General features: G+C 52.3%; 22 protein-coding genes. All 22 read left to right on the forward strand.

What is annotated here, in order from left to right; all coding sequences use genetic code 11:
* The first annotated feature begins 24 nt into the window (after positions 1 to 24).
* The 22 genes from atpE to spoIID all read left to right on the forward strand — a co-directional run bounded on the left by atpE (position 25) and on the right by spoIID (position 23,005).
* Positions 25 to 240, forward strand: coding sequence for a F0F1 ATP synthase subunit C (gene atpE / locus FE783_RS23055; protein ID WP_138881752.1), 216 nt, complete (start codon positions 25 to 27; stop codon positions 238 to 240).
* Positions 241 to 349: 109 nt separating this feature from the next.
* Positions 350 to 835, forward strand: a complete 486-nt coding sequence (gene atpF, locus FE783_RS23060) for a F0F1 ATP synthase subunit B (protein WP_138881753.1) — start codon at positions 350 to 352, stop codon at positions 833 to 835.
* Entirely contained in the window at positions 832 to 1,374 is a 543-nt protein-coding gene (locus FE783_RS23065) for a F0F1 ATP synthase subunit delta (protein WP_138881754.1), read from the forward strand. Before atpF ends, FE783_RS23065 begins: the two co-directional genes overlap by 4 nt.
* Before the next feature lie 24 nt (positions 1,375 to 1,398).
* The gene (atpA, locus tag FE783_RS23070) at positions 1,399 to 2,913 is read left to right on the forward strand and encodes a F0F1 ATP synthase subunit alpha (protein WP_138881755.1); all 1,515 of its coding nucleotides are present in this window, start codon (positions 1,399 to 1,401) and stop codon (positions 2,911 to 2,913) included.
* 180 nt (positions 2,914 to 3,093) lie between these two features.
* Positions 3,094 to 3,951: an ATP synthase F1 subunit gamma gene (gene atpG, locus FE783_RS23075; protein WP_138881756.1), complete on the forward strand. Its 858-nt coding sequence runs from the start codon at positions 3,094 to 3,096 to the stop codon at positions 3,949 to 3,951.
* A 137-nt stretch (positions 3,952 to 4,088) separates the two neighbouring features.
* A complete protein-coding gene (atpD, locus tag FE783_RS23080; RefSeq protein WP_138881757.1) occupies positions 4,089 to 5,498 on the forward strand; it encodes a F0F1 ATP synthase subunit beta in 1,410 nt (469 codons plus the stop codon).
* A gap of 99 nt (positions 5,499 to 5,597) precedes the next feature.
* A complete protein-coding gene (locus FE783_RS23085; protein WP_138881758.1) occupies positions 5,598 to 6,002 on the forward strand; it encodes a F0F1 ATP synthase subunit epsilon in 405 nt (134 codons plus the stop codon).
* A 509-nt stretch (positions 6,003 to 6,511) separates the two neighbouring features.
* Positions 6,512 to 6,883: an NADH-quinone oxidoreductase subunit A gene (locus FE783_RS23090; RefSeq protein WP_202916244.1), complete on the forward strand. Its 372-nt coding sequence runs from the start codon at positions 6,512 to 6,514 to the stop codon at positions 6,881 to 6,883.
* Positions 6,868 to 7,386, forward strand: coding sequence for a NuoB/complex I 20 kDa subunit family protein (locus tag FE783_RS23095; protein WP_138881759.1), 519 nt, complete (start codon positions 6,868 to 6,870; stop codon positions 7,384 to 7,386). The genes FE783_RS23090 and FE783_RS23095 overlap by 16 nt, the downstream gene beginning before the upstream one ends.
* Entirely contained in the window at positions 7,383 to 8,321 is a 939-nt protein-coding gene (locus FE783_RS23100; RefSeq protein WP_138881760.1) for an NADH-quinone oxidoreductase subunit C, read from the forward strand. Before FE783_RS23095 ends, FE783_RS23100 begins: the two co-directional genes overlap by 4 nt.
* 3 nt (positions 8,322 to 8,324) lie before the next feature.
* On the forward strand, positions 8,325 to 9,425 hold the full coding sequence (locus FE783_RS23105) for an NADH-quinone oxidoreductase subunit D (RefSeq protein ID WP_138881761.1): 1,101 nt from the start codon (positions 8,325 to 8,327) through the stop codon (positions 9,423 to 9,425).
* Complete coding sequence (gene nuoH / locus FE783_RS23110) at positions 9,425 to 10,432, forward strand: NADH-quinone oxidoreductase subunit NuoH (RefSeq protein ID WP_138881762.1); 1,008 nt, start codon at positions 9,425 to 9,427, stop codon at positions 10,430 to 10,432. Before FE783_RS23105 ends, nuoH begins: the two co-directional genes overlap by 1 nt.
* Positions 10,433 to 10,468: 36 nt before the next feature.
* Positions 10,469 to 10,927: an NADH-quinone oxidoreductase subunit NuoI gene (nuoI, locus tag FE783_RS23115; RefSeq protein WP_138881763.1), complete on the forward strand. Its 459-nt coding sequence runs from the start codon at positions 10,469 to 10,471 to the stop codon at positions 10,925 to 10,927.
* Positions 10,917 to 11,444: an NADH-quinone oxidoreductase subunit J gene (locus FE783_RS23120; protein ID WP_138881764.1), complete on the forward strand. Its 528-nt coding sequence runs from the start codon at positions 10,917 to 10,919 to the stop codon at positions 11,442 to 11,444. Before nuoI ends, FE783_RS23120 begins: the two co-directional genes overlap by 11 nt.
* 1 nt (position 11,445) lies before the next feature.
* A complete protein-coding gene (gene nuoK / locus FE783_RS23125) occupies positions 11,446 to 11,757 on the forward strand; it encodes an NADH-quinone oxidoreductase subunit NuoK (RefSeq protein ID WP_138881765.1) in 312 nt (103 codons plus the stop codon).
* 13 nt (positions 11,758 to 11,770) lie between these two features.
* Positions 11,771 to 13,654, forward strand: coding sequence for an NADH-quinone oxidoreductase subunit L (gene nuoL, locus FE783_RS23130; RefSeq protein WP_138881766.1), 1,884 nt, complete (start codon positions 11,771 to 11,773; stop codon positions 13,652 to 13,654).
* Positions 13,644 to 15,278, forward strand: coding sequence for a complex I subunit 4 family protein (locus tag FE783_RS23135; protein WP_138881767.1), 1,635 nt, complete (start codon positions 13,644 to 13,646; stop codon positions 15,276 to 15,278). Before nuoL ends, FE783_RS23135 begins: the two co-directional genes overlap by 11 nt.
* Before the next feature lie 3 nt (positions 15,279 to 15,281).
* Positions 15,282 to 16,823 (forward strand): NADH-quinone oxidoreductase subunit N, encoded by a 1,542-nt coding sequence (locus tag FE783_RS23140; RefSeq protein ID WP_138881768.1) that lies wholly within the window; start codon positions 15,282 to 15,284, stop codon positions 16,821 to 16,823.
* Positions 16,824 to 17,019: 196 nt separating this feature from the next.
* Positions 17,020 to 19,797, forward strand: coding sequence for a S8 family serine peptidase (locus FE783_RS23145; RefSeq protein WP_238403214.1), 2,778 nt, complete (start codon positions 17,020 to 17,022; stop codon positions 19,795 to 19,797).
* A gap of 78 nt (positions 19,798 to 19,875) precedes the next feature.
* Complete coding sequence (locus FE783_RS23150; RefSeq protein ID WP_138881769.1) at positions 19,876 to 20,127, forward strand: DUF1146 family protein; 252 nt, start codon at positions 19,876 to 19,878, stop codon at positions 20,125 to 20,127.
* Positions 20,128 to 20,470: 343 nt separating this feature from the next.
* Positions 20,471 to 21,796, forward strand: coding sequence for a UDP-N-acetylglucosamine 1-carboxyvinyltransferase (murA, locus tag FE783_RS23155; protein ID WP_138881770.1), 1,326 nt, complete (start codon positions 20,471 to 20,473; stop codon positions 21,794 to 21,796).
* 174 nt (positions 21,797 to 21,970) lie between these two features.
* A complete protein-coding gene (spoIID, locus tag FE783_RS23160; protein ID WP_138881771.1) occupies positions 21,971 to 23,005 on the forward strand; it encodes a stage II sporulation protein D in 1,035 nt (344 codons plus the stop codon).
* The last annotated feature ends 37 nt before the right edge of the window (positions 23,006 to 23,042 follow it).

A 23,042-nucleotide genomic window follows, 5' to 3' on the forward strand; every position in this document is an offset into this window, starting at 1 on the left:
GACCAATTTAAGGAGGATTTTACAATGAGTTTCTTGGCAGCAGCATTAGCAATCGGTTTGGGCGCTTTGGGCGCAGGTATCGGTAACGGTTTGATCGTCAGCAAAACGGTAGAAGGTATCGCCCGTCAACCTGAGCTCAGAGGCACGTTGCAAACGACCATGTTTATCGGTGTAGGTATCGTAGAGGTTGTTCCGATCATCGGCGTAGTATTGGGCTTCCTGCTGTACTTCGGCGCTTAAGTAATAGATTGGGTTAGGCGGGGAAGGCCCTATGCCGTCCGCGCCTTCGTTTTGACAACCCACTTGAGTACCAATTCGAAATACAGCCTTCAGAAGGGAGTGACCTGTTATGGCATGGCATTGGGAGTCGTTTGTATACGCGATCGTCGCTTTCGTCGTATTGTACGTTTTGTTGAGCAAGTACGCGTTCGGACCGCTTTTCTCCATTATGGAAAAGCGCAGGGAACAGGTACTGGATCAAATGAAGTCGGCGGAACAAAACCGCTCGGAGGCAGCCAAGCTGCTCGATGACCAGAAGAAAGCGATTCAAGACGCACGCAAAGAAGCGTACGAGTTGATCGAACAGGCTAGAACGACCAGCGTCCGTCAAGCGGATGAGATCATTCAACAGGCCAAAGACGAATCCGTTCGCATCAAAAACGATGCTTTGAAAGATATCGAGAGCGAGAAAAACAAAGCGATTATCGCATTGCGCAGTCAAGTTAGCGCGCTGTCGGTCATGATCGCATCCAAAATCGTAGAAAAGCAAGTGGATGAGAAATCCCAGCAAGAGCTGATTGACCAATACCTGAAAGAGGTAGGGGGCAAAGTATGAGCAAGGAGACGATCGTAGCGAAACGGTACGCGAAAGCGTTGTTCGAGGTAGCACGCGAACGCGGCAAGATCGCCGAAGTGGAGCAAGAGCTTCAAGCGATTGCCGATGCGCTTCAGGCGAACCCGGATTACGTCAAGCTGCTCGAACATCCGAATATCGGCGCTTCGGTTAAAGGAACCATGCTCAAGCAGGCTTTCGGAGCCAACGCGTCCGAGGAAGTGTTGAACACACTTCAATTGCTCGTAGAACGGGGAAGAGAGTCGATTCTTGGCGATCTCGTCACCCAATATTCCCAAGTTGCGAATGACGCTTTGGGGCTGGCCAAAGCGAAAGTATATACACCGCTTCCGCTTACTGCGGAAGAGTCGGACAAAATTTCTGCCGCGTTCGGGCAAATTACCGGCAAGAAAATCCGTATCGAAAGCTTCGTAGACCCGACTCTGCTGGGCGGACTGCAAGTTCGGATCGGAGATCGGCTGTACGACGGAAGCTTGTCCGGGAAGCTGCAAAGAATCGAAAAATCGTTGATTCAAGCTTAAAGCCAATGTTAGGGGTGAGTTTCGTTGAGTATCAGACCTGAAGAAATCAGCACACTGCTCAAGCAGCAAATCGAGCAATTTAACTCGGATATCCAGGTGTTCGATGTCGGTACGGTCATCTACATTGGTGACGGTATCGCTCGTGCACACGGCCTTCAAAACGTAATGGCGGGGGAGCTTCTCGAATTCTCCAACGGCGTTATGGGGATGGCGCTCAACCTGGAGGAAGACAACGTAGGTATCGTTATCATGGGTCCCTACACCGACATCCGCGAAGGCGACCAAGTAAAACGTACCGGCCGCATCATGCAAGTTCCCGTAGGGGAAGCGCTTCTCGGCCGCGTAGTCAACCCGCTTGGACAACCGGTCGACGGTAAAGGACCTATCGCCACTACGGAGTTCCGTCCGGTAGAATCGCAGGCTCCGGGCGTTATCGACCGGAAATCGGTTCATGAGCCGATGCAAACCGGTATTAAAGCGATTGACGCGATGGTTCCGATCGGCCGCGGACAACGCGAGTTGATTATCGGTGACCGTCAAACCGGTAAAACCGCGATCGCGATCGACACGATCATCAACCAAAAAGGCAATGGCGTTCTTTGTATTTACGTAGCGATCGGGCAAAAGCAATCGACCGTTGCCAACGTAGTTGAAACGCTCCGCCGCAACGGCGCGCTTGACTATACGATCGTCGTAACTGCAGGCGCATCCGAGCCTTCTCCATTGTTGTTCTTGGCTCCATACGCCGGTGTTGCGATGGGCGAATATTTCATGTTCAAAGGCAAGCATGCGCTCATCATTTATGATGACTTGTCCAAACAAGCTGCCGCTTACCGCGAATTGTCCTTGCTGCTCCGTCGTCCTCCGGGCCGCGAAGCTTACCCGGGAGACGTTTTCTACTTGCACTCCCGTTTGCTGGAGCGCGCAGCCAAGTTGAGCGATGCACTGGGCGGCGGTTCCTTGACCGCGCTGCCATTCATCGAAACTCAGGCGAGCGACGTATCCGCTTATATTCCTACGAACGTAATCTCGATTACGGACGGTCAGATCTTCCTGGAGTCCGACTTGTTCAACGCGGGTCAACGTCCGGCTATCAACGTCGGTATTTCCGTATCCCGTGTCGGCGGTTCCGCACAAATCAAAGCGATGAAGAAGGTCGCTTCCTCCTTGAAGCTCGATCTTGCCCAATATCGCGAGCTTGCCGCGTTTGCGCAGTTCGGTTCCGACTTGGATAAGAGCACTTTGGCCCGCTTGAACCGCGGTCAACGCACGATGGAAATTTTGAAACAAGGCGTGAATCAGCCGCTTCCGGTTGAGAAGCAAGTCGTTTCCATCTATACGGCGGTAAGAGGGTTCCTGGACGATATTCCGGTTCAAGACGTTCTTCGTTTCGACCGCGAATTCTTGGCTTACATGGACGCAAACGCCGCTCAAGTATTGGCAAATATCCGTGAAACCAAGGACTTGACTGCTGACAATGAGAAAGCACTCATCGCGGCGATCGAGAAGTTCAAAAAAGGTTTTGCTGTATCGGTGTAATAGAATGACTATCGCTTGAGCGGCCAACAAAGGCCGCGCAAGCGCGTTATAGAACGTAATAACTTTCTCTTCGGGAAAGTCTTAAGTTATGCTTACGAAGTCAGCTTTTGCTCCGCAAAAGCTCAGGTTATGCTTACGAAGTTAGCTTTTGCTCCGCAAAAGCTTTAAGGTGGTGAAAGCATGGCAAAAGGAATGCGCGAGATTAAAAGGCAAGTCAAAAGCACGCAAAACATGAAGCAAATAACCAAAGCGATGGAAATGGTCGCAGCCTCCAACCTGAGAAGAGCACAGGAAGCGGCACAGGCTGCGCGTCCGTACTCGGAAAAAATCAAAGAAGTCATCACCAGTATCGCGGCTGGCACGAAAGGAATTAAAAATCCGATTCTGCAAGCCAGAGATATTAAGAAAACCGGCTATTTGGTTATTACAACCGATCGCGGATTGGCGGGCGGCTTCAACGCCAACCTTCTTCGCAAGCTGATTCAAACGATTCGCTCCAAGCATAAATCGCAAGACGAGTATACAATCTTCGTAGTAGGCCGTAAAGGACGCGACTTTTTGAAAAAACGGGGTTTCCCCGTTATGGGCGAAGTTACCGGACTTGCGGACACTCCGAAATTTGCGGATATTAAAGTATTGGCCTCCCAAGCAGTCCAAAACTATGTAGACGGAAAATACGATGAGTTGTATCTCGTATATAACAAATTCCATAACGCCATATCCCAAGAGCCGGTCTTGAACCGTCTGCTTCCGCTGGAAATGTCGGAAGGCAAAGCAGTGGCAAACTACGAGTACGAACCGTCTCCGGAAGAAGTGCTTGATGTATTGCTTCCGAAATACGCGGAAACGCTGGTATTCAGTGCGCTTCTTGAATCGAAAGCCGGCGAATTCGGTGCGCGGATGACGGCTATGGGCAACGCGACACGGAATGCGACCGAGATGATCGCCCGTTACACGCTCATGTACAACCGTGCTCGTCAAGCTTCGATTACCCAGGAAATATCCGAGATCGTCGCCGGAGCAAACGCGCAAGGCTAACAAGCGTATAGCTTGTAATTTGCATGTTGATGTGAAGATTTTCTCATGAACTGACAGTGAAGCTTTCTTACGGGAAGCTTAGCAATTGCTTACGATGTGAAGCTCTTCTTATGAAAAGCTTCTTAGGAGGGAAAAAAATGAACAAAGGACGCGTTTTGCAGGTAATGGGACCTGTCGTTGACATCGAGTTCGAAAAAGGTCACCTTCCTGATATTTTGAATGCGGTCAAGATTGAGTCGAAACCGCAAAATCCGAACGATCCTCAGATCAACCTGACGGTTGAAGTCGCGGTTCATTTGGGCGATAACGTGGCGCGCTGCGTCGCGATGTCTTCCACGGACGGACTGGTCCGCGGCACCGAAGCGGTTGATACGGGTAATCCAATCAGCGTTCCGGTCGGCAGCGTTACGCTGGGCCGCGTATTTAACGTACTCGGCGATCCGATCGATAATGCAGGCGAAGTGAACTCGGGCCAAAAAGACCCGATTCACCGTCAAGCTCCTGCCTTCGAAGACCTGTCCGTTCAAGCGGAAGTTCTCGAAACCGGTATTAAAGTCGTTGACTTGCTTGCGCCTTATGCTAAGGGCGGTAAGATCGGTCTGTTCGGCGGCGCCGGCGTAGGCAAAACGGTATTGATTCAGGAATTGATCAACAACATCGCGCAGGAGCACGGCGGTATTTCCGTATTCGCCGGCGTCGGCGAAAGAACGCGCGAAGGAAATGACTTGTACCACGAGATGAAAGACTCGGGCGTTATTTCCAAAACGGCGATGGTATTCGGACAGATGAACGAACCGCCAGGGGCGCGCTTGCGCGTTGCTTTGACCGGTTTGACAATGGCTGAATATTTCCGCGATAACGAAGGCAAAGACGTTCTTCTGTTCGTCGACAACATTTTCCGCTTTACCCAAGCGGGTTCCGAAGTTTCCGCCCTTCTCGGCCGTATGCCTTCCGCGGTTGGTTACCAACCTACGCTGGCAACCGAAATGGGTCAATTGCAGGAACGGATTACGTCCACGAAAAAAGGTTCCGTTACATCGATCCAAGCGATTTACGTTCCGGCGGACGATTACACCGACCCGGCTCCGGCAACGACATTCGCGCATTTGGACGCTACGACGAACCTCGAGCGTAAAATTTCGGAGATGGGTATTTACCCGGCGGTTGACCCGCTTGCCTCCAGCTCGCGGATCCTGAATCCGGATATCGTAGGAGAAGAGCATTACAACGTCGCTCAAGGCGTGAAGAAAATTCTTCAGCGCTATAAAGAGCTTCAAGATATTATCGCGATTCTCGGGATGGACGAGTTGTCCGATGACGATAAAGTCATCGTATTGCGCGCGCGCAAAATCCAACGTTTCTTGTCCCAAGCGTTCCACGTCGCCGAGCAGTTCAATGGCTTCCCGGGCCAATATGTGCCGGTTAAAGAAACCGTCCGCAGCTTCAAAGAAATTTTGGAAGGCAAGCACGACGACCTTCCGGAAGCGGCGTTCCTGTTCGTAGGCACCATCGAGGAAGCTGTCGAAAAAGCGAAATCGATGCAATAAGCCGGTTGACCGTGTCATGCTGATGCCTGCTTTATCGTGGGCATCAGCATTGGCATACGATGAAGCTTTCGGGCTTGAAAGCTCTCAGGAGGTATTTGCGTGAGTACTTTTCTATTGGAAGTTGTTACGCCCGAGCGGAAAGTATACGCTCAGGAAGTAAATATGATCGTCGTAAAAGGCGTCTCCGGGGAACTCGGGATTTTACCGAATCACATTCCGATGGTGACACCGCTCAAAATCGCTCCTGTCACGATCAAGAAAGGCAAGGAGACGGAATACCTTGCGGTCAACGGCGGATTTATGGAAGTGCGCAAAGATAAGGTCGTTATTTTGGCCGAATCCGCCGAGCTTCCTGCCGACATCAATGTTGATCGTGCTCGCGCGGCCAAGGAACGGGCCGAAAGCCGTCTGAACGCGGCGAAAAAGGACGAGATCGATTTTCGTCGGGCCGAGCTTGCTCTGCAGCGCGCGATGAACCGTCTGGAAACCGCATTGAAAAAGTAATACTGATAAGCAGAGGAGCTGGTTCCTTTGCTTTTTTTGTTATCGGTTCAGAAGCTTTTCTTACCGGTAAGGTATGGAAATGAGTTGAATACAAATAATATATGATGGTTCGGGAACGGTGCCGGCTCACGTAATTGAGACGGATTAATGTCATAGACGCGAAACTTCGCTTTTGTTACCATGTACATTGGTCGAGCGTTTGGTACTACCGCTAACCCGTGGCATTGCATACTGGATAGACTGTGGTCGAGCATCTTGGATAGACTACAATTACCGTTTTTGTTAACGATAAGCAAAATAGAGGATCGAAACGGAACAGCTACGAAGGAAATGCATCAGGATTCGATCAGAGATTTTGCTTACCAACAAAAACTACCTCTATACGTGGCGCTGCATCTTGGATAGACTACAATTACCGTTTTTGTTATAATTGTGTGGGCAATATTAGAAAAAATGTGTGGTTTCATTAGAAAAACTCATAATTCCATGAAGAGGCGGGAGGCGATGGAATGGCAGTGTACAGCAACAATTATGTGCTCGTAGCCATCTTTATTGCGCTAGGCATTTTGTTGCCGATAGTCGCTTTGACGTTAGGAAGATTTTTGCGACCTAACAAACCGACGGAAGAGAAGCAAACGACTTATGAAAGCGGTAACGACCCTGTAGGCGAAAGCCACGTCCGGTTTAACATCCGTTATTATTTGTTTGCTTTGATGTTTGTCATTTTTGACGTGGAGACCGTCTTTCTTTATCCATGGGCCGTCGCTTATGATTTCTTGGGTCTGTTCGCTTTAATCGAAATGCTGATTTTCGTCGCCCTGCTCGTGGTGGGGTTACTTTACGCCTGGAAGAAGAAGGTGCTGCAATGGAGCTCAATCTAGAAGCGATCTCGCCGGAAGAGAGTCAGGAACTCGAACGGAACGTATTTACGACTTCTTTGGATCAAATCAAAGCGTGGGCGCGAAGCAGCTCGCTGTGGCCTTTAACGTTCGGGCTGGCCTGTTGCGGCATCGAGATGATGGCAACGGGCGGGGCGCACTATGATTTCGACCGTTTCGGCGTTATTTTCCGCACGTCACCGCGGCAGTCCGATGTCATGATCGTGGCCGGAACGGTAACGAAGAAGATGGCACCGCTGCTTCGCCGCCTGTACGAGCAAATGCCGGAGCCGAAATGGGTAGTAGCGATGGGCTCTTGCGCAACTGCCGGAGGGCCGTATATCAAATCATATGCTGTCGTCAAAGGCGTGGATCAAATCGTGCCCGTCGATATATACATTCCCGGATGCCCGCCGAACCCGGCCGCACTCATATACGGGATCAACAAGCTGCAGGAAAAAATTCGCTATGAGGCCAAGACCGGGAAGAGGGTGACAAACTCATGAGCGAAGAAAAAGACGATAAGTCGACTCAAGAAAGCGCAACCAATTCCACATCCGCAAAGCCCGAAAGAGTAGAGCGGCAAGATGCCGAAGCTGGGGAAGCCCTTTCCTCTGACAAAGCCGAAGCCAAAATTTCGGCATCCGGTTCATCGGATACGCCGGCAGCGGAAGCGAAAAGCGCCTCCGATGCCGAGAAGGAAGCGAAGATCAAAGCGGCTGCAGAAGCACGCGCGGCAAGAGCCGCAGCACGCGCCCAGAAGACGGAAGGGGAACAACCGGCCGCCGATATTTCGGCATCCTCTCCATCGGATACACCGGCAGCGGAAGCGAAAAGCGCCCCTGATGAAGAGAAGGAAGCGAAGGCCAAAGCGGCCGCGGAAGCACGCGCGGCAAGAGCCGCAGCACGCGCCCAGAAGACTGAAGGAGAACCGGCCGCTGACGCCGCTCCCAAGGAGCCGTCGCCGAATCAACCGCGGCTTGACCGCATCGTGCAATTGATCAAAGAACATGTAGCGGACAATGCCGTAGCGGAAGCAGTTATCAATGAAGGAGACCGTCACCTTCCTACGCTTACGATACAGAACGAACATTGGGCATCGGTCGCCAGTTTCGTCAAAAACAACGAAGAACTGCAGTTGAACTATTTGAGCAACTTGAGCGGAGTCGATTATGAGACCTACATGGAGACGGTATATTACGTCGGATCGCTCAAGACGAAGCATGATTATTGCTTTAAAGTAAAAACGAACCGGGAAGCGCCATCGATCCCTTCCGTGACGCCTGTATGGTCGACAGCCAACTGGAATGAGCGGGAATCGTTCGATTTGCTTGGCATTGATTATCCGGGCCACCCGGATTTGCGACGGATCATGATGCCGGACGACTGGGTCGGTCACCCGCTGCGCAAAGACTACGAACCGATTGATCCGGAGGTGTGACCTTTGATTCGGACCGAAGAACTACTGCTTAACGTCGGCCCTCAACATCCAAGTACGCATGGCGTATTCCGCGTCGTCCTCAAGCTCGACGGAGAAATCATTACGGAAGCCCAGCCCGTAATCGGATATTTGCACCGGGGGACGGAAAAGCTTGCGGAGGATTTAAGCTACACGCAAATCATTCCTTATACGGACCGGATGGACTATGTATCCGCCATGACGAATAACTATGTGCTGTGCCATGCCGTGGAGACTATGTTGAAGCTGGAAATTCCCGAGCGGGCACAGTATTTGCGCCTGATCGTGATGGAATTGCAGCGGGTTGCCAGCCATCTCTTGTGGTGGGGGACGTATTTGCTCGATATTGGCGCGATCAGCCCGTTCTTGTTCGCTTTTAAAGACAGGGAATTGATAATTAATCTGTTCAACGAATTATGCGGAGCGAGGCTTACTTACAATTATATGCGGGTCGGCGGAGTGAAGTGGGATGCGCCAGAGGGTTGGATCCAAAAGGTGAGTGACTTGGTTCCGTATATGCGTGAGCAGTTAAAAGTGTATGATGAACTAGTGAGCGGCAACGAAATATTCCTTGCCCGGATTAAAGGAGTCGGCAAATATACGGCTCAGGAAGCTATCGATTACGGATTGAGTGGAGCCAATCTGCGCTGCACCGGAGTCAAATGGGATTTGCGGAAAGATAAGCCGTACGGGATATACGACCGTTTCGAATTCGACGTGCCGGTCGGCCAAAACGGCGATTGCTATGACCGTTATCTGGTACGTCTCGATGAGATTCGCCAGTCGCTGCGCATTTTGGAGCAAGCGGTGGAGCAGTTCCCGGCCGAAGGCGAAATCATGGGGAAAGCCCCGAGAGTCGTCCGTCCACCAGAGGGTGAAGCTTATGTCCGGATCGAATCGCCGCGCGGAGAAATAGGCTGTCATATCGTGTCCAAAGGCAAAGACAAGCCTTACCGGCTAAAGTTCCGCCGCCCGTCGTTCGTCAATCTTCAAATATTGCCCAAGCTGCTGGTAGGTGAGCCGATGGCAAACATGATCATGATATTGGGAGGCGTCGATATCGTACTCGGGGAGGTGGACTGCTGATGCTCGAAATGCTGCATGAACGGCTGACATGGGCCAACTTTGGCATCATGTTCGCCATCGCGGTATTGTTTTTGCTGCTTATACTCGGCTATGTGACATACGCGATTTACTTCGAGCGGAAAGTGATCGGGTGGATGCAGTTCCGCCATGGGCCGACCCGGACGGGACCGTTCGGCTTGCTGCAGACGGTAGCCGACGTTCTGAAGCTGCTGCTCAAGGAGGATACGATTCCAAAGAAGGCCGATCGGGAGTTGTTTATTCTCGCGCCGGTACTTACCTTCGTACCGGCATTTGCCGTACTCGCCACCTTTCCATTTACGAAGACGTGGCAGTTTGCCGATTTGAACGTCGGACTGCTTTATTATGCGGCCTTGTCGGGCATATCCACAATCGGGATCGTGCTTGGCGGCTGGGCATCCAACAATAAATATTCATTGCTGGGCGGCATGCGCTCCGCCGCTCAAATGATCAGTTACGAAATTCCGCTTGTCATGTCGATGGTAGGCGTTATTTTAATGACCGGAAGCTTAAATTTGCGCAAGATTGTTGAGGCGCAGGGCAACTGGTTCTGGGAATGGAATTTCCTGCCGCAAATTATCGGTTTCGTCGTTTTCGTCATTGCAGCCATATCGGAACTGAACCGGACGCCGTTCGACTTGCCGGAAGCGGAATCGGAACTGGTCGCCGGGTACCACGTCGAATACAGCGGCTTCCGCTTCGCGTTCTTCATGCTGGCGGAATATGTATACACGTTCGCCATTGCCTCTTTGACTACTGTGTTGTTTCTGGGCGGCTGGCATGCGCCGGTTCCGTTCCTTGATTTTATTCCGGGCATCCTCTGGTTTTTGATCAAGATGTCGCTCTGTGTCTTCTTTATGTTCTGGCTGCGCGCCACGCTTCCGCGCGTACGCGTCGACCAACTGATGGGCATGGGCTGGAAAGTGCTGCTGCCGCTTGCTCTCGTAAACATTTTCCTGACGGCTATCGTAAAAGAAATATTGCGCTAATAACGAATATTCAGGACAGATCGGAGGGAATGCGAGATGAAAGGGATTGTCAAAGGACTCGGGCTGACGTTCAAAACGATGATGCAAAAAAAGGTCACTTATGCCTATCCGGACGTACCGCTGGAGCTGCCGGACCGCTTCCGCGGGATTCAGCATTTCGATCCGGAGAAGTGTATCGTATGCAATCAATGCGCCAGGATATGCCCAACCGACTGCATAACGTTGACAGGGAAAAAAAATCCTGATCCGGAAAGCAAAATGAAGCTGGTGATCGATACGTACGACATCAACTTCGAAATATGCATCCTGTGCGATCTCTGTACGGAGGTTTGCCCGACGGAAGCGATTGTCATGACGAACAATTTCGAGCTCAGCACTTACAGCCGGGACGATTTGTTCAAAAACATGGAATGGCTCCACGAAAACAACAAGAATATCCGCAAAGAAAACAATTCGGCGGCGCCCAAGGGAGGAGCCAAAAAAGATGCTGGCTAATATCGCGGACTTTTTCTCCAGCGGCGCCAATCTGATGTTCTTCCTGTTCGCCTTGCTCGCCATCGGCGGTGCGATCTTCATGATCAGCTTTACGAAGGTCGTCTCCATGGTCGTGTCGGTGGCCGTTACGTTTTTAAGCTTGGCGGGCCTCTATATCCTGCTGGAGGCGGAGTTTCTCGCTATGGCGCAAGTGCTCATCTACGCAGGCGGCATCTCCATTCTGATGATATTCGGGATTATGATGACCCGCCATCAGGGCGGGGAGGAGCAGGAAACGAAGCGCACGCTGCACAGTACGCTGCTTTGGATCGGAATACTGGGGTTGTTCGGCATATTGTTCTACGCGTTTCAAAAATCGACATTTCCCCAAGGGGAGTTCAACGCTCCCGAAGACAATACGCTCGAAATCGGCAAGCTGTTGTTTACCGAGCAGGTTATCCCGTTCGAGCTGATGTCGCTCCTGCTTACAGTGGCATTTATCGGAGCTATCGTGCTGGCGAAAAGGGAGGAAGAATAGGATGAGCAATACGATTCTGCCTTACTTGACGCTCGGAGCGATTTTGTTTTGTGTCGGCCTGTACGGTGCGCTTACTAAGAAGAATGCGGTCATCGTCCTGCTTTCCATTGAGCTGATGCTGAATGCCGCGAACTTGAATCTGGTCGCCTTCTCCAAGTTTGGAGTGACCCCGTCGTTGCAAGGCCAACTGTTCTCCTTGTTCAATATGGCGGTGGCCGCCGCGGAGGTGGCGATCGGAATCGCGATCCTTATCGCGCTGTATCGGAACAAAGGAACATCGAACGTAGATGACATGAACGAATTGAGGAAGTAACGGAGGGAAAAAGATGGAATCGTACGCACAAATCGCTTGGCTCGTTCCACTGTTTCCGCTGCTCGCCTTCCTCATTCTGCTCGCCGCAGGCCGCGGATGGAAGGGCGCCGGAGCATACGTGGGCATTCTCGCGACGCTCGCGTCCTTCATCGTGTCGGTGCTCGTATTCGTCGAGCGTCTCGGGAAAGGCGCGGAAGATTTCACGTGGAACAGTCTGGCATGGATCAAGCTTGGCGATTATTCGCTATCGATGGGATACGAAATCAACAATCTGAATGCGCTGATGCTCATCATCGTATCGTTGGTCAGCTTGCTGGTCAATCTGTATTCCAAAGGGTATATGCAGGGTGACGAAAGGATCTCGGTCTTTTACAGCTACGTCGCGCTGTTTACGTTCGCCATGCTCGGCGTAGTCATGTCCGAAAACATTTTGCAGCTGTACATATTCTGGGAATTGGTGGGGCTCGGATCGTTTCTGCTGATCGGCTTCTGGTATTTCAAGCCGGAGGCGAAGGCGGCCGCCAAAAAAGCTTTTATCATTACGCGGATCGGTGATGTCGGACTGTTTCTGGCTATTTTGCTGCTGTTCTGGCATATGCCGGGCCATTCGCTCGATTTCACAAGCATTCATAACGCCTTTGCGGAGGGCAAAATATCCGGAGGGACGGCGACGTTGATCGCCCTGCTTATTTTCGTGGGAGCGGTCGGGAAATCGGGTCAATTTCCTCTGCATACATGGCTGCCCGACGCGATGGAAGGCCCAACTCCGATCAGCGCCTTGATCCACGCCGCTACCATGGTTGCGGCCGGTGTGTATTTGGTGGCGCGGACGTTCGATATTTTCCAGGCTTCGCCGGTGGCTCTCGATACAGTTGCTTATGTAGGCGGGTTTACGGCCATATTCGCGGCGACAATCGGGACGGCCCAGAACGATATCAAACGGATTTTGGCTTACTCGACCGTCAGCCAGCTCGGGTATATGATGATGGCGCTCGGTGTCAGCGCAACCGTCTCGGCGGGCATGTTTCATCTGTTTACTCATGCCTTTTTCAAAGCGCTGTTGTTCCTCGCGGCCGGCAGTGTCATTCATGCCGTACATACGCAAAACATTCATGAAATGGGCGGTTTGTCCGCCAAAATGAAAATAACGACGTGGACATTCGGAATCGGAGCGCTCGCTTTATCCGGAGTTCCACCGTTCTCGGGCTTCTGGTCGAAGGACGCGATATTGGCGGAAGCCTACGCCGGCGGTCATTGGGTTTTGTTCGCGGTAGGCTTGGTAGCCGCTTTCTTCACGGCATTCTATATGTCCCGCTTGTTCTTCCTCGTCTTTACGGGCAAGCCCAGAGGAGAACACCACGCACATGCGCACGAGTCTCCGGCCGTAATGACGGTACCGCTCATCGTTTTGGCGGTATTGGCGGTAGTTTCCGGCTTTGTCATGACCCCGTTCAACGGCTGGTTCGGCGAATGGCTTACCGGTCATGCCGCTGAAGAGCATAATGCGGGATTAGTTATGGCGTTGTCTACAATAGTCGGTCTTCTCGGAATCGGGCTAGGGTATATGATGTATGTCAAAAACAGCGTGTCCCGGACGATCGTTACGGGCGGTGCGCCTTGGCTGTATCAGGTTGTGAACCGGAAATATTATATCGACGAGCTGTATGGACTTGTCATCGTTAAGCCTTTGAAGGCGCTGGGCTCCGTACTGATGCTGTTCGACCGATATGTCGTGGATGGCGCCGTTCGGCTGTGTGCGTCTGCGGTGACCGGACTGGGCAAAGTCGGCTCCCGCATGCAGAACGGGCAAGTTCAAACTTACGGTCTCGTTATGCTGCTTGGACTCGTGGCGCTTACTCTGGTGTTTGTCGGAAGGAGGTTATGGAATGTTTGGTAGTTGGCCTATTCTTTCGACAATCGCGTTCTCGCCGCTGCTCGGTATATTGGCGCTGCTGTTTATTCCGAAACATAACGGCCGCGCCCTGAAAACGACGGCTATTATCGCGACGTTGATTCCGCTCGTTCTCGCGGCGCTGCTGTACGCGAATTTTCAGCACGATACCGCGGACATGCAGTACAAGGAAGACGTCAACTGGATTAAGGTTCCGCTCAATAAAGAGATCAGCGATATCAAAGACGTGAAGGAATTTTATTATGAGTTCAACTATACGCTGGCGATAGACGGACTTTCCCTTCCGCTAGTCTTCCTGACCGCGCTCGTAACGGCAATGGCCGCACTTGCGTCCGTGCACGTGAAAAAAAGGTGGAAAGCGTTCTACATCTGGTTTCTGCTGCTTGAAGTCGGCATGTTCGGCGTATTTATGGCGCGGGATTTGTTCCTGTTCTTCCTGTTCTTCGAGCTGACGCTCATCCCGATGTTTTTCCTCATTGGAATTTGGGGGTATATCGAGAGGGAGAAGGCAGCCAACAAGTTCTTGATCTACAACGGGATCGGCTCGGCGATCATGCTGCTTGCTTTCTTCATCATTGTGAATACGGCGGGCTTTACGACGCAGACGATCGGAGACGCAACTTCCTTCTTCTATAGCGGAAGCTTGGAAGTCATTACGAAAAACTTGTTCCAGGATTCGGCGGCATTCGTTCACGCGGGTCCCGAGGTGTTTCCGGACAACCCGTTCTATATGAGCGAAGCGATGAAATGGACGCTGTTCATCATGCTGCTTGTAGCGTTCGGTATCAAGCTGCCGATATTCCCGTTCCATACGTGGATGCTTAAGGTGCATACGGAAGCGCATCCGTCGGTCGTCATGATTCACTCCGGCATACTGCTCAAAATGGGGGCATACGGACTTCTCAGCTTCGGCATCATGCTCTTCCCCGGACAGGCGAAGGCCGCTGCGCTTGCTTTGGCGGTATTGGGTGTCGTCAATATTTTGTACGGAGCGATACTCGCCTTCAGACAAACCGATTTCAAACTGATACTGGCCTATTCGAGTATAAGCCATATGGGAGTTGTACTGGTCGGACTGGCCGCGTTCAATGAAATCGGATTGAAGGGCGCGATCTTCCAGCTCGTTTCCCACGGTCTGATCTCGGCTCTAATGTTTCTGCTCGTCGGAAGCTTGTACGAGCGGACGGAAACGACCGAAGTCGGCAAGCTGGGCGGACTTGCTTCCTCGCTGCCGTTTCTGTGCGGCTTCCTGATGCTGGCGGGGATGGCTTCGTTAGGTATGCCGCTTCTCTCCGGATTTATAAGCGAGTTTCTGGCATTCCTCGGTCTGTTCGACAGTATGCCGATTGTAACCGTGATCGGAGCGCTGGGCATCATTTTCACGGCGGTCTATGTTTTGCGCGGGGTTCTGAAAGTAAGCTACGGTCCGATGTCGGGCTCGTTCAAGGATCTTCGCGACGCCAGATTGATCGAGGCCGTTCCGATGATTACGCTGGCGGCATTTATCGTGCTGATCGGAGTTTATCCTGCGGTGCTCAGCGAACCTATGCAGCAGACGGTCAGCGGCATCGACCAGTGGATTCATAACATCGGGAAGATGGGAGGGTAGGCCATGGATCAACTTCAACGTTTGACGGCGGGAGATATCGTCCATCTGGCGCCAGAGCTCTCCTTGGTCATCACCGCGGTCGTCTTGTCGCTTCTCGATCTGCTATTGGGGCGTTCGTTCAGCCGGACTGTGCTAGGTTGGTTGGCGCTTCTCGGAGTGGCTGTTTCTGCCGCATTCGTCATCGGGGATATTTCCACGCTAAACCCTGCGGGTGCAGCCACGCCGGTGCAGCCTATCACGCTGCTCGGGGGCAGCTGGCGAGTGGACGATTACGCCAATTTGTTCAAACTGCTGTTCCTTGCGGGCACGGCGTTAATCCTATTCATGAGCATCGGCAACGTGAAAGAGGACGAAATTCCCCACAAGGGCGAGTTTTTCTACTTATTGCTTCCGGCTACGATCGGCGCGATGGTAATGGCTTCGTCCGGGGATTTGATTACATTGTTCGTCGGGTTGGAGCTGCTCAGCATTACTTCGTATATACTGGTCGGTATGCGCAAGAAGCAGTATGCTTCCAATGAAGGAGCTTTCAAATATGTCGTAACGGGGGGAATTTCCTCCGCGATCATTTTGTACGGGATGTCGTTTCTGTACGGGATGTCCGGGTCGACGAATTTGGCCAAAATCAATCAGGCGTTAGGCGAGAATTATTCATCGTTCGAGCCTTTGATCTACGTAGCATTTTTCCTGTTGCTGGCGGGCTTCGGATTCAAAATCGCTGCGGCGCCGTTCCACATGTGGGCTCCCGACGTATACCAAGGCGCACCCGCCCCGGTTACCGCTTATTTGGCGGTCGTTTCCAAGGCGGCGGGGTTTGCCCTCACGTTTCGCGTCTTGTACAGCGTCTTTGGGCTGGGGCCGCTCGTGCAAACGAACCTCCACGCGGATTTCCTGACCGCTACAGCGGTACTGGCGGCTGTGGCAATGATCGTCGGCAATTTCGTCGCACTGCGTCAAAAAAATATGAAGCGGCTGCTCGCATACTCGGGGATTGCCAATGCCGGTTATTTGCTGGTGCCGATCAGCACACATTACGGCATGGTCCATTTCTCCAATTTCTCCGAGCTGTTCTTCTATTTGATTGCGTACGTGTTCATGAACATAGGCGCGATCGCGGTCTTTATGCTTGTAAGCGGTCCGTCGCAAAACGAAAATATTTCGGCTTTTGCCGGCTTGTACTACCGGGCTCCGGCTACGGCCGTCGCAATGGTGATCCTGCTGCTCTCTTTGGCGGGGCTGCCGGTTACCGGGGGATTTTTCGGAAAGCTGTACATTATGCTCGGCACCCTGCAAATGCATAAGTATTGGCTCGCCGCCGTCATCATCGGCACGAGTGTAGTCTCGTTCTATTATTACTTTGGCGTAATCCGTCAAATGTTCCTGCGCTCGGGCTCGGAGGAGACGGGGATCCAGTCATCCGTGACCGGTCAAATTACGATCTGGATATGCGCGGCGGTCACTTTGTTGACCGGGTTTTTCCCGCATGTGGTGCTCCGGTATATCGAAACGGTATTTAGCGTGCCGTTTGACTTTTTCATTCAATAGTGTACGATAATCTGCGAGAGCCTTTCCGACTATGGAAAGGCTTTTTTTTGTTGTGAAGGGGATATAAATTGTTCCAATATTCGTCGGTGGGCCGAAGGACCCGATTTTGATAAAATGGAAAGGAATGATGAAACGTGTGACGAAATCTATAAGTTCGGGTATAGAAAGGTATGACACAAAAAAAGAGGAATTTGCAATGCGAAACCAACGGAAGCGGTATGCGTGGATCCTGATCATCGCAATGATGTTGACCGCGCTCGACATAGAGTCATGGAATACAACGGCTGAAGCAAAAGGTGCGGCTGCGGATAAACTATCATATGGCGTGCCGGCTGCGGCGGACGCGACCTGGATCGTCAAGTGGAAGGGAACTCCCGATCCGGAATTTATCGTTACAAGCATCATTGAACGGGAGTACGACGCATCGAATACGGCAGTCGCTCGTCCGATGCCTGGTAGAAATTCCGCCGAATGGCTGGCTCAGTGGGAGAACTCTCCGCATGTGCAGTACATCGTTCCGAATAAAGAAGTAAGGATTTCCGCAGCGGCAAACGATCCGTTTCTTGATAAACAATCTTACTTGGCGCAAACCCATACGATCGAAGCGTGGAATCAAGTGAACAGGAATGAATCTATCGTGATCGCCGTTGTCGATACCGGGGTGGATCTGGATCACCCGGATTTGAAAGGAAACCTCGTTCCGGGAATCAATCTCATCCAGCCGAAACTGACGCCGAGAGACGACAACGGACATGGCACCAACGTAGCCGGAGTTATCGCCGCGATCGGCAACAACAACAAGGGAGTCGCCGGGATGCTCTGGAAAGCGGGGATCATGCCCATCAAGGCATTGGAGCCTAGCGGTCGGGGAGATGAAGACAAGCTCGGTGCGGGAATCCAATATGCCGTCGACAATGGAGCGAAAATCGTCGTACTGTCGGTTGGGTTGCTTCGTAACGATGCTTATTTGCAGGAAATTGTACAGTATGCGGAAGATCATAACGTACTTCTCATAGCCGCGACCGGAAACGACGAAGGACGCATTATCCGCTACCCCGCCGCTTATCCGAGCGTACTCGCCGTCGGAGGGATCAGGGAAGATAATACGGTCGAGGAGAGGGCCAATTACGGACCCGATCTCGATTTGGTCGCTCCTTGGTCGGTGTTTACGACAGCGGTCGGAGGGCAGTATGAGTACCGGGACGGAACGTCGATGGCCGCTCCCCAAGTGGCAGCCGCCGCAGCGATGGTTTGGGCCAAATACCCCGATATGAAAGTGCACGAGGTGCGAAATTTGCTGCGTCAGACGGCCGACGATATCGCGAAGCCGGGATGGGACGAGTATACGGGGTACGGGCTGCTGAGAGTCGATCGGGCTTTGAATGAGCCGTATAAAGCGGATATGTACGAGCCGAATGACAGTAGAGCCGACGCGAAGCCCTACTCGAACGGCCGGATGATTTCCGCGGAATTGACAGGCGGCGCTGATGTAGATTGGTTCCATGTCGATGTGCCCTATGACGGAATGATGACCCTGCAGCTGATGTCGGATTGGGCGGCGCCTTCCGCCGTGAAGCTAACGCACGCCGGCGGAGAGGGTGTTTTCGCCCATACGATTACGCCGGGTGTCCCGCTTGAAATCAGGGTGACCCAAGGAGTCAATCAAATCGCACTGCAGTTTGAAGACGGCAAGGAAGCTACGGCTTGGACGTACCGGCTGTCCAGCTCCTTCTCCATTTACCGCGATCCGTTCGAGGATAACGACCGGCAGTACAAAGCATACAAGCTGCCTCCCCGCAATCAAATCATTGTAGGAACTTTCGACCATGAAGGCGATGAAGACTGGTACTCGATGACATTCGAGCAGTCGGGAATCGTTTCAATCAAAGTAACTCCCGATACGAAGCGGATGGATCCCGTACTGACCGTTCAGAAGAAAGGCGAGCGAGCGATTACGGTAGATGACAATGACGACGGGGAGCCGGAACTGTATTCGCTCGAAGTGTTTCCGGGTACGTACTATTATAAAGTAGGAAAAATCATTTCCAATCCGGCAGTAGGGGAGTACGCTCTGGAAATCCGCTACGAGGCCAAGTATATCGATCCTAACGAACCGAATGACCGTTCTTATCAGGCAACCGTTATAAGTCCCGATACCGTTTACGAGGGCGTGTTCGACCGGTCGGCGGATGTGGACTACTACAAATTTACATTGACGGAACGCAGCCTGGTCTATATGTCACTCACGGATATACCCGGGAACCGGGCAATCAACCTCTCTCTGCAAAACAGTGCGCTCGGTCCGATAACCAAGCAGACGAACGCAGCGGGCAGCGAACGGATCGACCTGTCCGCTCCGCTGGATCCCGGCACGTATTATATTCGCTTGGGGACAGACGATGCCGTTCCGAACCATATGTATAAGCTGCTGATCCATACGGACGTTCTGATCGGTGAGTACGTGGATATAGCCGGACATTGGGCGCAAGCTGCGATAGTCGATCTGGCCGGGATGAAGATCGTGGAAGGCTATGGTACCTATTTATTTCACCCGGATCGTACCCTTTCACGTTCCGAAGCGGTTACGTTGATTGTGAAAGCGTTCGGCTACGTTAAAAAAAGGGATGTGGCGTTTCCCGATGTTCCCCCGACTCATTGGGCCTACGAACATGTAGCGAAAGCGATGCAAGCCGGTATCGTGCAAGGATATCCGGACGGCCGTTTCAATCCGGAAGGGTCCTTGAGCCGTGTCGAGATGGCGGTTCTATTCGCCAAGGCAATCGGGCTCGGCGGCAAATTACGCGGAGAAATCCCGTTCGCGGATATCGATTCCACCTACTGGGCGCTGCCCATATTGAAACAAATGAAAGCGGAAGGCTGGATTACCGGGTATGACGATGATACGTTTCGTCCCGATTTGCCTACGACGCGTGCGGAATTTGCCGCAATGCTAAGCCGTATCGTCCACCGGTAGCCGCCATTGCCAATATGAATAGGGTGAATTTACAAAAAGTTGGTCTATAAAATCACCCCAAGGAAAGGAAGACGGAAGATGGACGTCTCTGACGTACTGGACTATTCGATGGGCATGACGAGCCTCGTCTCGATCACGGTCGCGCTTGTATGCATCGGGTTTTCTTGGTGGGCTTTGCAGCAGTTCCGATTCGATTTGTTCCTGAAGCAGCCGAAGAGTGCGCCGGCCAAAATGCTGCAAGTGCTGTTGTCGATAGCGCTCGGCTACGAGATAGCCCGGTTCGTGCTCGATTATTTTAATTGGTCGCGTTTGTTGACAGGGATGTTTTAGGGTGAATTTACAGCGAAAAAGGTTGTAAAATCACCCCAAGGGTGAATTTACAGCGAGATAGGTTGTAAATTCACCCCTACGGTCAATTTAGTCGCCTTATGGAATAACATTGTCGGATGTTGTCAACAATGGTAATACACATGATTCATGCAGAAGAACTTTTGGAAACCGGATGTGCCACGGCTCCAAAATGGATCGTGGCTACGAAACCTTTAGCTGATGTGTATCGGCGACCACCATTTAACAGTTGTTAGGCCGATAGTCCGGATGCTAAACTGGACGTTGGGGCTTTCCCATGCTCCCAATGTCGGATACCGCTCAACAAACGCGGAGGGGGAACAAGATGAGCAAAATAATCGTCCGCGGTGGCAAACGATTGTCGGGAAGGGTCAAAATCAGCGGAGCCAAAAACGCAGTGCTGCCTATCATAGCAGCGTCGCTCTTGGCTGCGGAAGGGGAAAGCGTCATCCATGACGCGCCTCCTTTGGACGATGTGATGACCATCAGTCACGTATTGAAATCATTGGGCGTGCGCGTCCATTATCATAACGAGACGATTCGAGTCAATGCCGAACATATCTCGACCTGCGAAGCCCCGTATGAATGGGTGCGAAAAATGAGAGCTTCCTTTCTCGTCATGGGGCCTCTGCTCGCCCGCCAAGGTTATTCCCGTATCTCGCTGCCGGGAGGCTGCGCGATCGGTACTCGTCCGATCGACCAGCATTTGAAAGGATTCGAGGCGCTGGGAGCGGAAATCGACCTCGGACAAGGATATATCGAAGCCCGGGTCAAGGGAAGATTGCAGGGTGCCAAAATTTATTTGGACGTTGCGAGTGTCGGGGCTACCGAAAACATTATGATGGCCGCGACATTGGCAGACGGAACTACGATTATCGAGAATGCCGCGCGTGAGCCGGAAATCGTCGATTTGGCCAACTATTTGAATGCAATGGGAGCGCGAATCCGCGGTGCGGGAACGGGCGTCATCCGGATCGACGGGGTCGAGAGGCTGCGAGGTACAGTACATACGGTTATACCGGACCGGATCGAAGCGGGAACGTTCATGATCGCAGCGGCCATCTCCGGCAGTACGTTGTATATAGAAGGCGCGATTGCGGACCATCTGAGACCGGTCATATCCAAATTGCAAGAGATGGGCGTCTCGATCGGGGAAGATGAGAACGGACTGCTAGTCTCGATCGATAAGCCGCTGCGGGCGGTTGACGTGAAGACATTGCCTTACCCTGGATTTCCGACCGACATGCAGTCCCAAATGATGGCATTGCTAACGGTATCCGACGGGACCGGCATCGTAACGGAAACGGTATTTGAAAACCGCTTCATGCACGTGGAGCAGTTCGGCAATATGCAGGCGCAAATCAAGGTTGACGGGCGTACCGCTATCGTAAGCGGCAACTCCAAGCTGCGGGGCGCCAAAGTATGTGCAACCGATTTGCGTGCCGGTGCGGCGCTCATCTTGGCCGCGCTCGTCGCTGAAGGTGAGACGGAAATTACCGGCACCCATCATATTGACCGGGGCTATGTAAACATTGAACGGAAGCTTCGGGATTTGGGAGCCGACATTCGTCGTGTCGAACCGGCTGACGAAATCGAACCGGTAACGAGCCACGAAATGAAAATTTTTACCGTACAGCCTACATGGGCATAGACGATTGTTGTCGATGAGAAGAACCGGAATCACTCCAAGAGTGAAACCGGTTCTTTATTTGTTTATGGCCGCGGAGGGCTTCGGCAAAGTTCTATCCTCTCTAGTTCTCTCATAAGATTAAGGTAAGATTCGCTAGATACGCAGCAAACGACCCTTACTGAGATGGAGGAACCGATGAGAAACCGTATCTCCGCACAAGCCTGGATGCCCGCCGCCACCCTTATCGCCGCTTTGCTGATCGTTACACTGCTCATTCCCGGTATTCTAGTAAAGCGGATGTCCGGGAGCGACTCGGGCGGAAATGCCGTGCCGGCCGGGAGCGAGCTGCAGCAGCAACCCAAACAGCTGCTCGTTCCTATTTATTTGACCCGCGAGCAGAGAGTCGATCAAGTGCCGCTCGAAACGTACGTACGTAACGTGCTGGCCGCGGAAATGCCGGCGTTGTTCGAGCTCGAAGCGTTGAAAGCGCAAGCGATCGCCTCGCGGACTTATATCGTAAAGCGATGGCTGGACGGCGATTCGTCGCAGGTTCCGGTTCAAGGCGCCATAGTTACCGATACGGTGGCGCATCAAGCTTATCTCACGGAAGAGCAAATGAAGCGCAATTGGGAGGGGCCTGATTACGCGTCGCGTCTGGACAGGTTGAACCGGGCGGTCAATGAAACCAGAGGCATCGTCATTACGTACGGGCATAAACCGATTCAAGCCTCCTTCTTCTCGACAAGCAACGGATATACGGAAAATTCCGAGGAGTATTGGCGCGACCCTATCCCTTATTTGCGGAGTGTGCCTAGCCCGTGGGACAAGGCACTCTCTCCGAAATATACGGCGACGACGACGATTAGTTTGCAGGAATTCGCCAAACGTCTCGGCATCGACTCGGTACCCGCTATCGCGAGGAGCGGGAGTATCAAGGTGTTGTCGACTACGGCGGGCCATCGCATCAAGACGATAACGATAGGAGGAAAGACGTTTACCGGGCGCGAGGTAAGAGAGAAGCTGGAGCTCAATTCCTCGCAATTTACTTGGAAGATAACCGGATCGTCTATCGAAATTACGACATTCGGATACGGACACGGAGTAGGAATGAGCCAGTGGGGCGCGAACGGCATGGCGAAGGAAGGAAGAAGCGCGGAGGCGATTCTTAAATACTATTATCAAGGAGTGGAGCTGGAAAACGTATCGTCGTTAATCCAGCCGGGGGCTTGAATCTTTCCGAATGAATTAATTCTATCACCTCACGTAT

Origin of the sequence: Paenibacillus mesophilus, assembly GCF_005938385.1 — a bacterium.
GTDB classification, from domain to species: Bacteria; Bacillota; Bacilli; order Paenibacillales; family NBRC-103111; genus Paenibacillus_AB; species Paenibacillus_AB mesophilus.

Bases quoted from the DNA above. Each gene is read 5' to 3' on its own strand.
- atpE (WP_138881752.1), top strand. From the start codon at position 25: ATGAGTTTCTTGGCAGCAGCATTAGCAATCGGTTTGGGCGCTTTGGGC.
- atpF (WP_138881753.1), top strand. From the start codon at position 350: ATGGCATGGCATTGGGAGTCGTTTGTATACGCGATCGTCGCTTTCGTC.
- FE783_RS23065 (WP_138881754.1), top strand. From the start codon at position 832: ATGAGCAAGGAGACGATCGTAGCGAAACGGTACGCGAAAGCGTTGTTC.
- atpG (WP_138881756.1), top strand. From the start codon at position 3,094: ATGGCAAAAGGAATGCGCGAGATTAAAAGGCAAGTCAAAAGCACGCAA.
- atpD (WP_138881757.1), top strand. From the start codon at position 4,089: ATGAACAAAGGACGCGTTTTGCAGGTAATGGGACCTGTCGTTGACATC.
- FE783_RS23090 (WP_202916244.1), top strand. From the start codon at position 6,512: ATGGCAGTGTACAGCAACAATTATGTGCTCGTAGCCATCTTTATTGCG.
- FE783_RS23095 (WP_138881759.1), top strand. From the start codon at position 6,868: ATGGAGCTCAATCTAGAAGCGATCTCGCCGGAAGAGAGTCAGGAACTC.
- FE783_RS23100 (WP_138881760.1), top strand. From the start codon at position 7,383: ATGAGCGAAGAAAAAGACGATAAGTCGACTCAAGAAAGCGCAACCAAT.
- nuoH (WP_138881762.1), top strand. From the start codon at position 9,425: ATGCTCGAAATGCTGCATGAACGGCTGACATGGGCCAACTTTGGCATC.
- nuoI (WP_138881763.1), top strand. From the start codon at position 10,469: ATGAAAGGGATTGTCAAAGGACTCGGGCTGACGTTCAAAACGATGATG.
- FE783_RS23120 (WP_138881764.1), top strand. From the start codon at position 10,917: ATGCTGGCTAATATCGCGGACTTTTTCTCCAGCGGCGCCAATCTGATG.
- nuoK (WP_138881765.1), top strand. From the start codon at position 11,446: ATGAGCAATACGATTCTGCCTTACTTGACGCTCGGAGCGATTTTGTTT.
- nuoL (WP_138881766.1), top strand. From the start codon at position 11,771: ATGGAATCGTACGCACAAATCGCTTGGCTCGTTCCACTGTTTCCGCTG.
- FE783_RS23135 (WP_138881767.1), top strand. From the start codon at position 13,644: ATGTTTGGTAGTTGGCCTATTCTTTCGACAATCGCGTTCTCGCCGCTG.
- FE783_RS23140 (WP_138881768.1), top strand. From the start codon at position 15,282: ATGGATCAACTTCAACGTTTGACGGCGGGAGATATCGTCCATCTGGCG.
- FE783_RS23145 (WP_238403214.1), top strand. From the start codon at position 17,020: ATGCGAAACCAACGGAAGCGGTATGCGTGGATCCTGATCATCGCAATG.
- FE783_RS23150 (WP_138881769.1), top strand. From the start codon at position 19,876: ATGGACGTCTCTGACGTACTGGACTATTCGATGGGCATGACGAGCCTC.
- murA (WP_138881770.1), top strand. From the start codon at position 20,471: ATGAGCAAAATAATCGTCCGCGGTGGCAAACGATTGTCGGGAAGGGTC.
- spoIID (WP_138881771.1), top strand. From the start codon at position 21,971: ATGAGAAACCGTATCTCCGCACAAGCCTGGATGCCCGCCGCCACCCTT.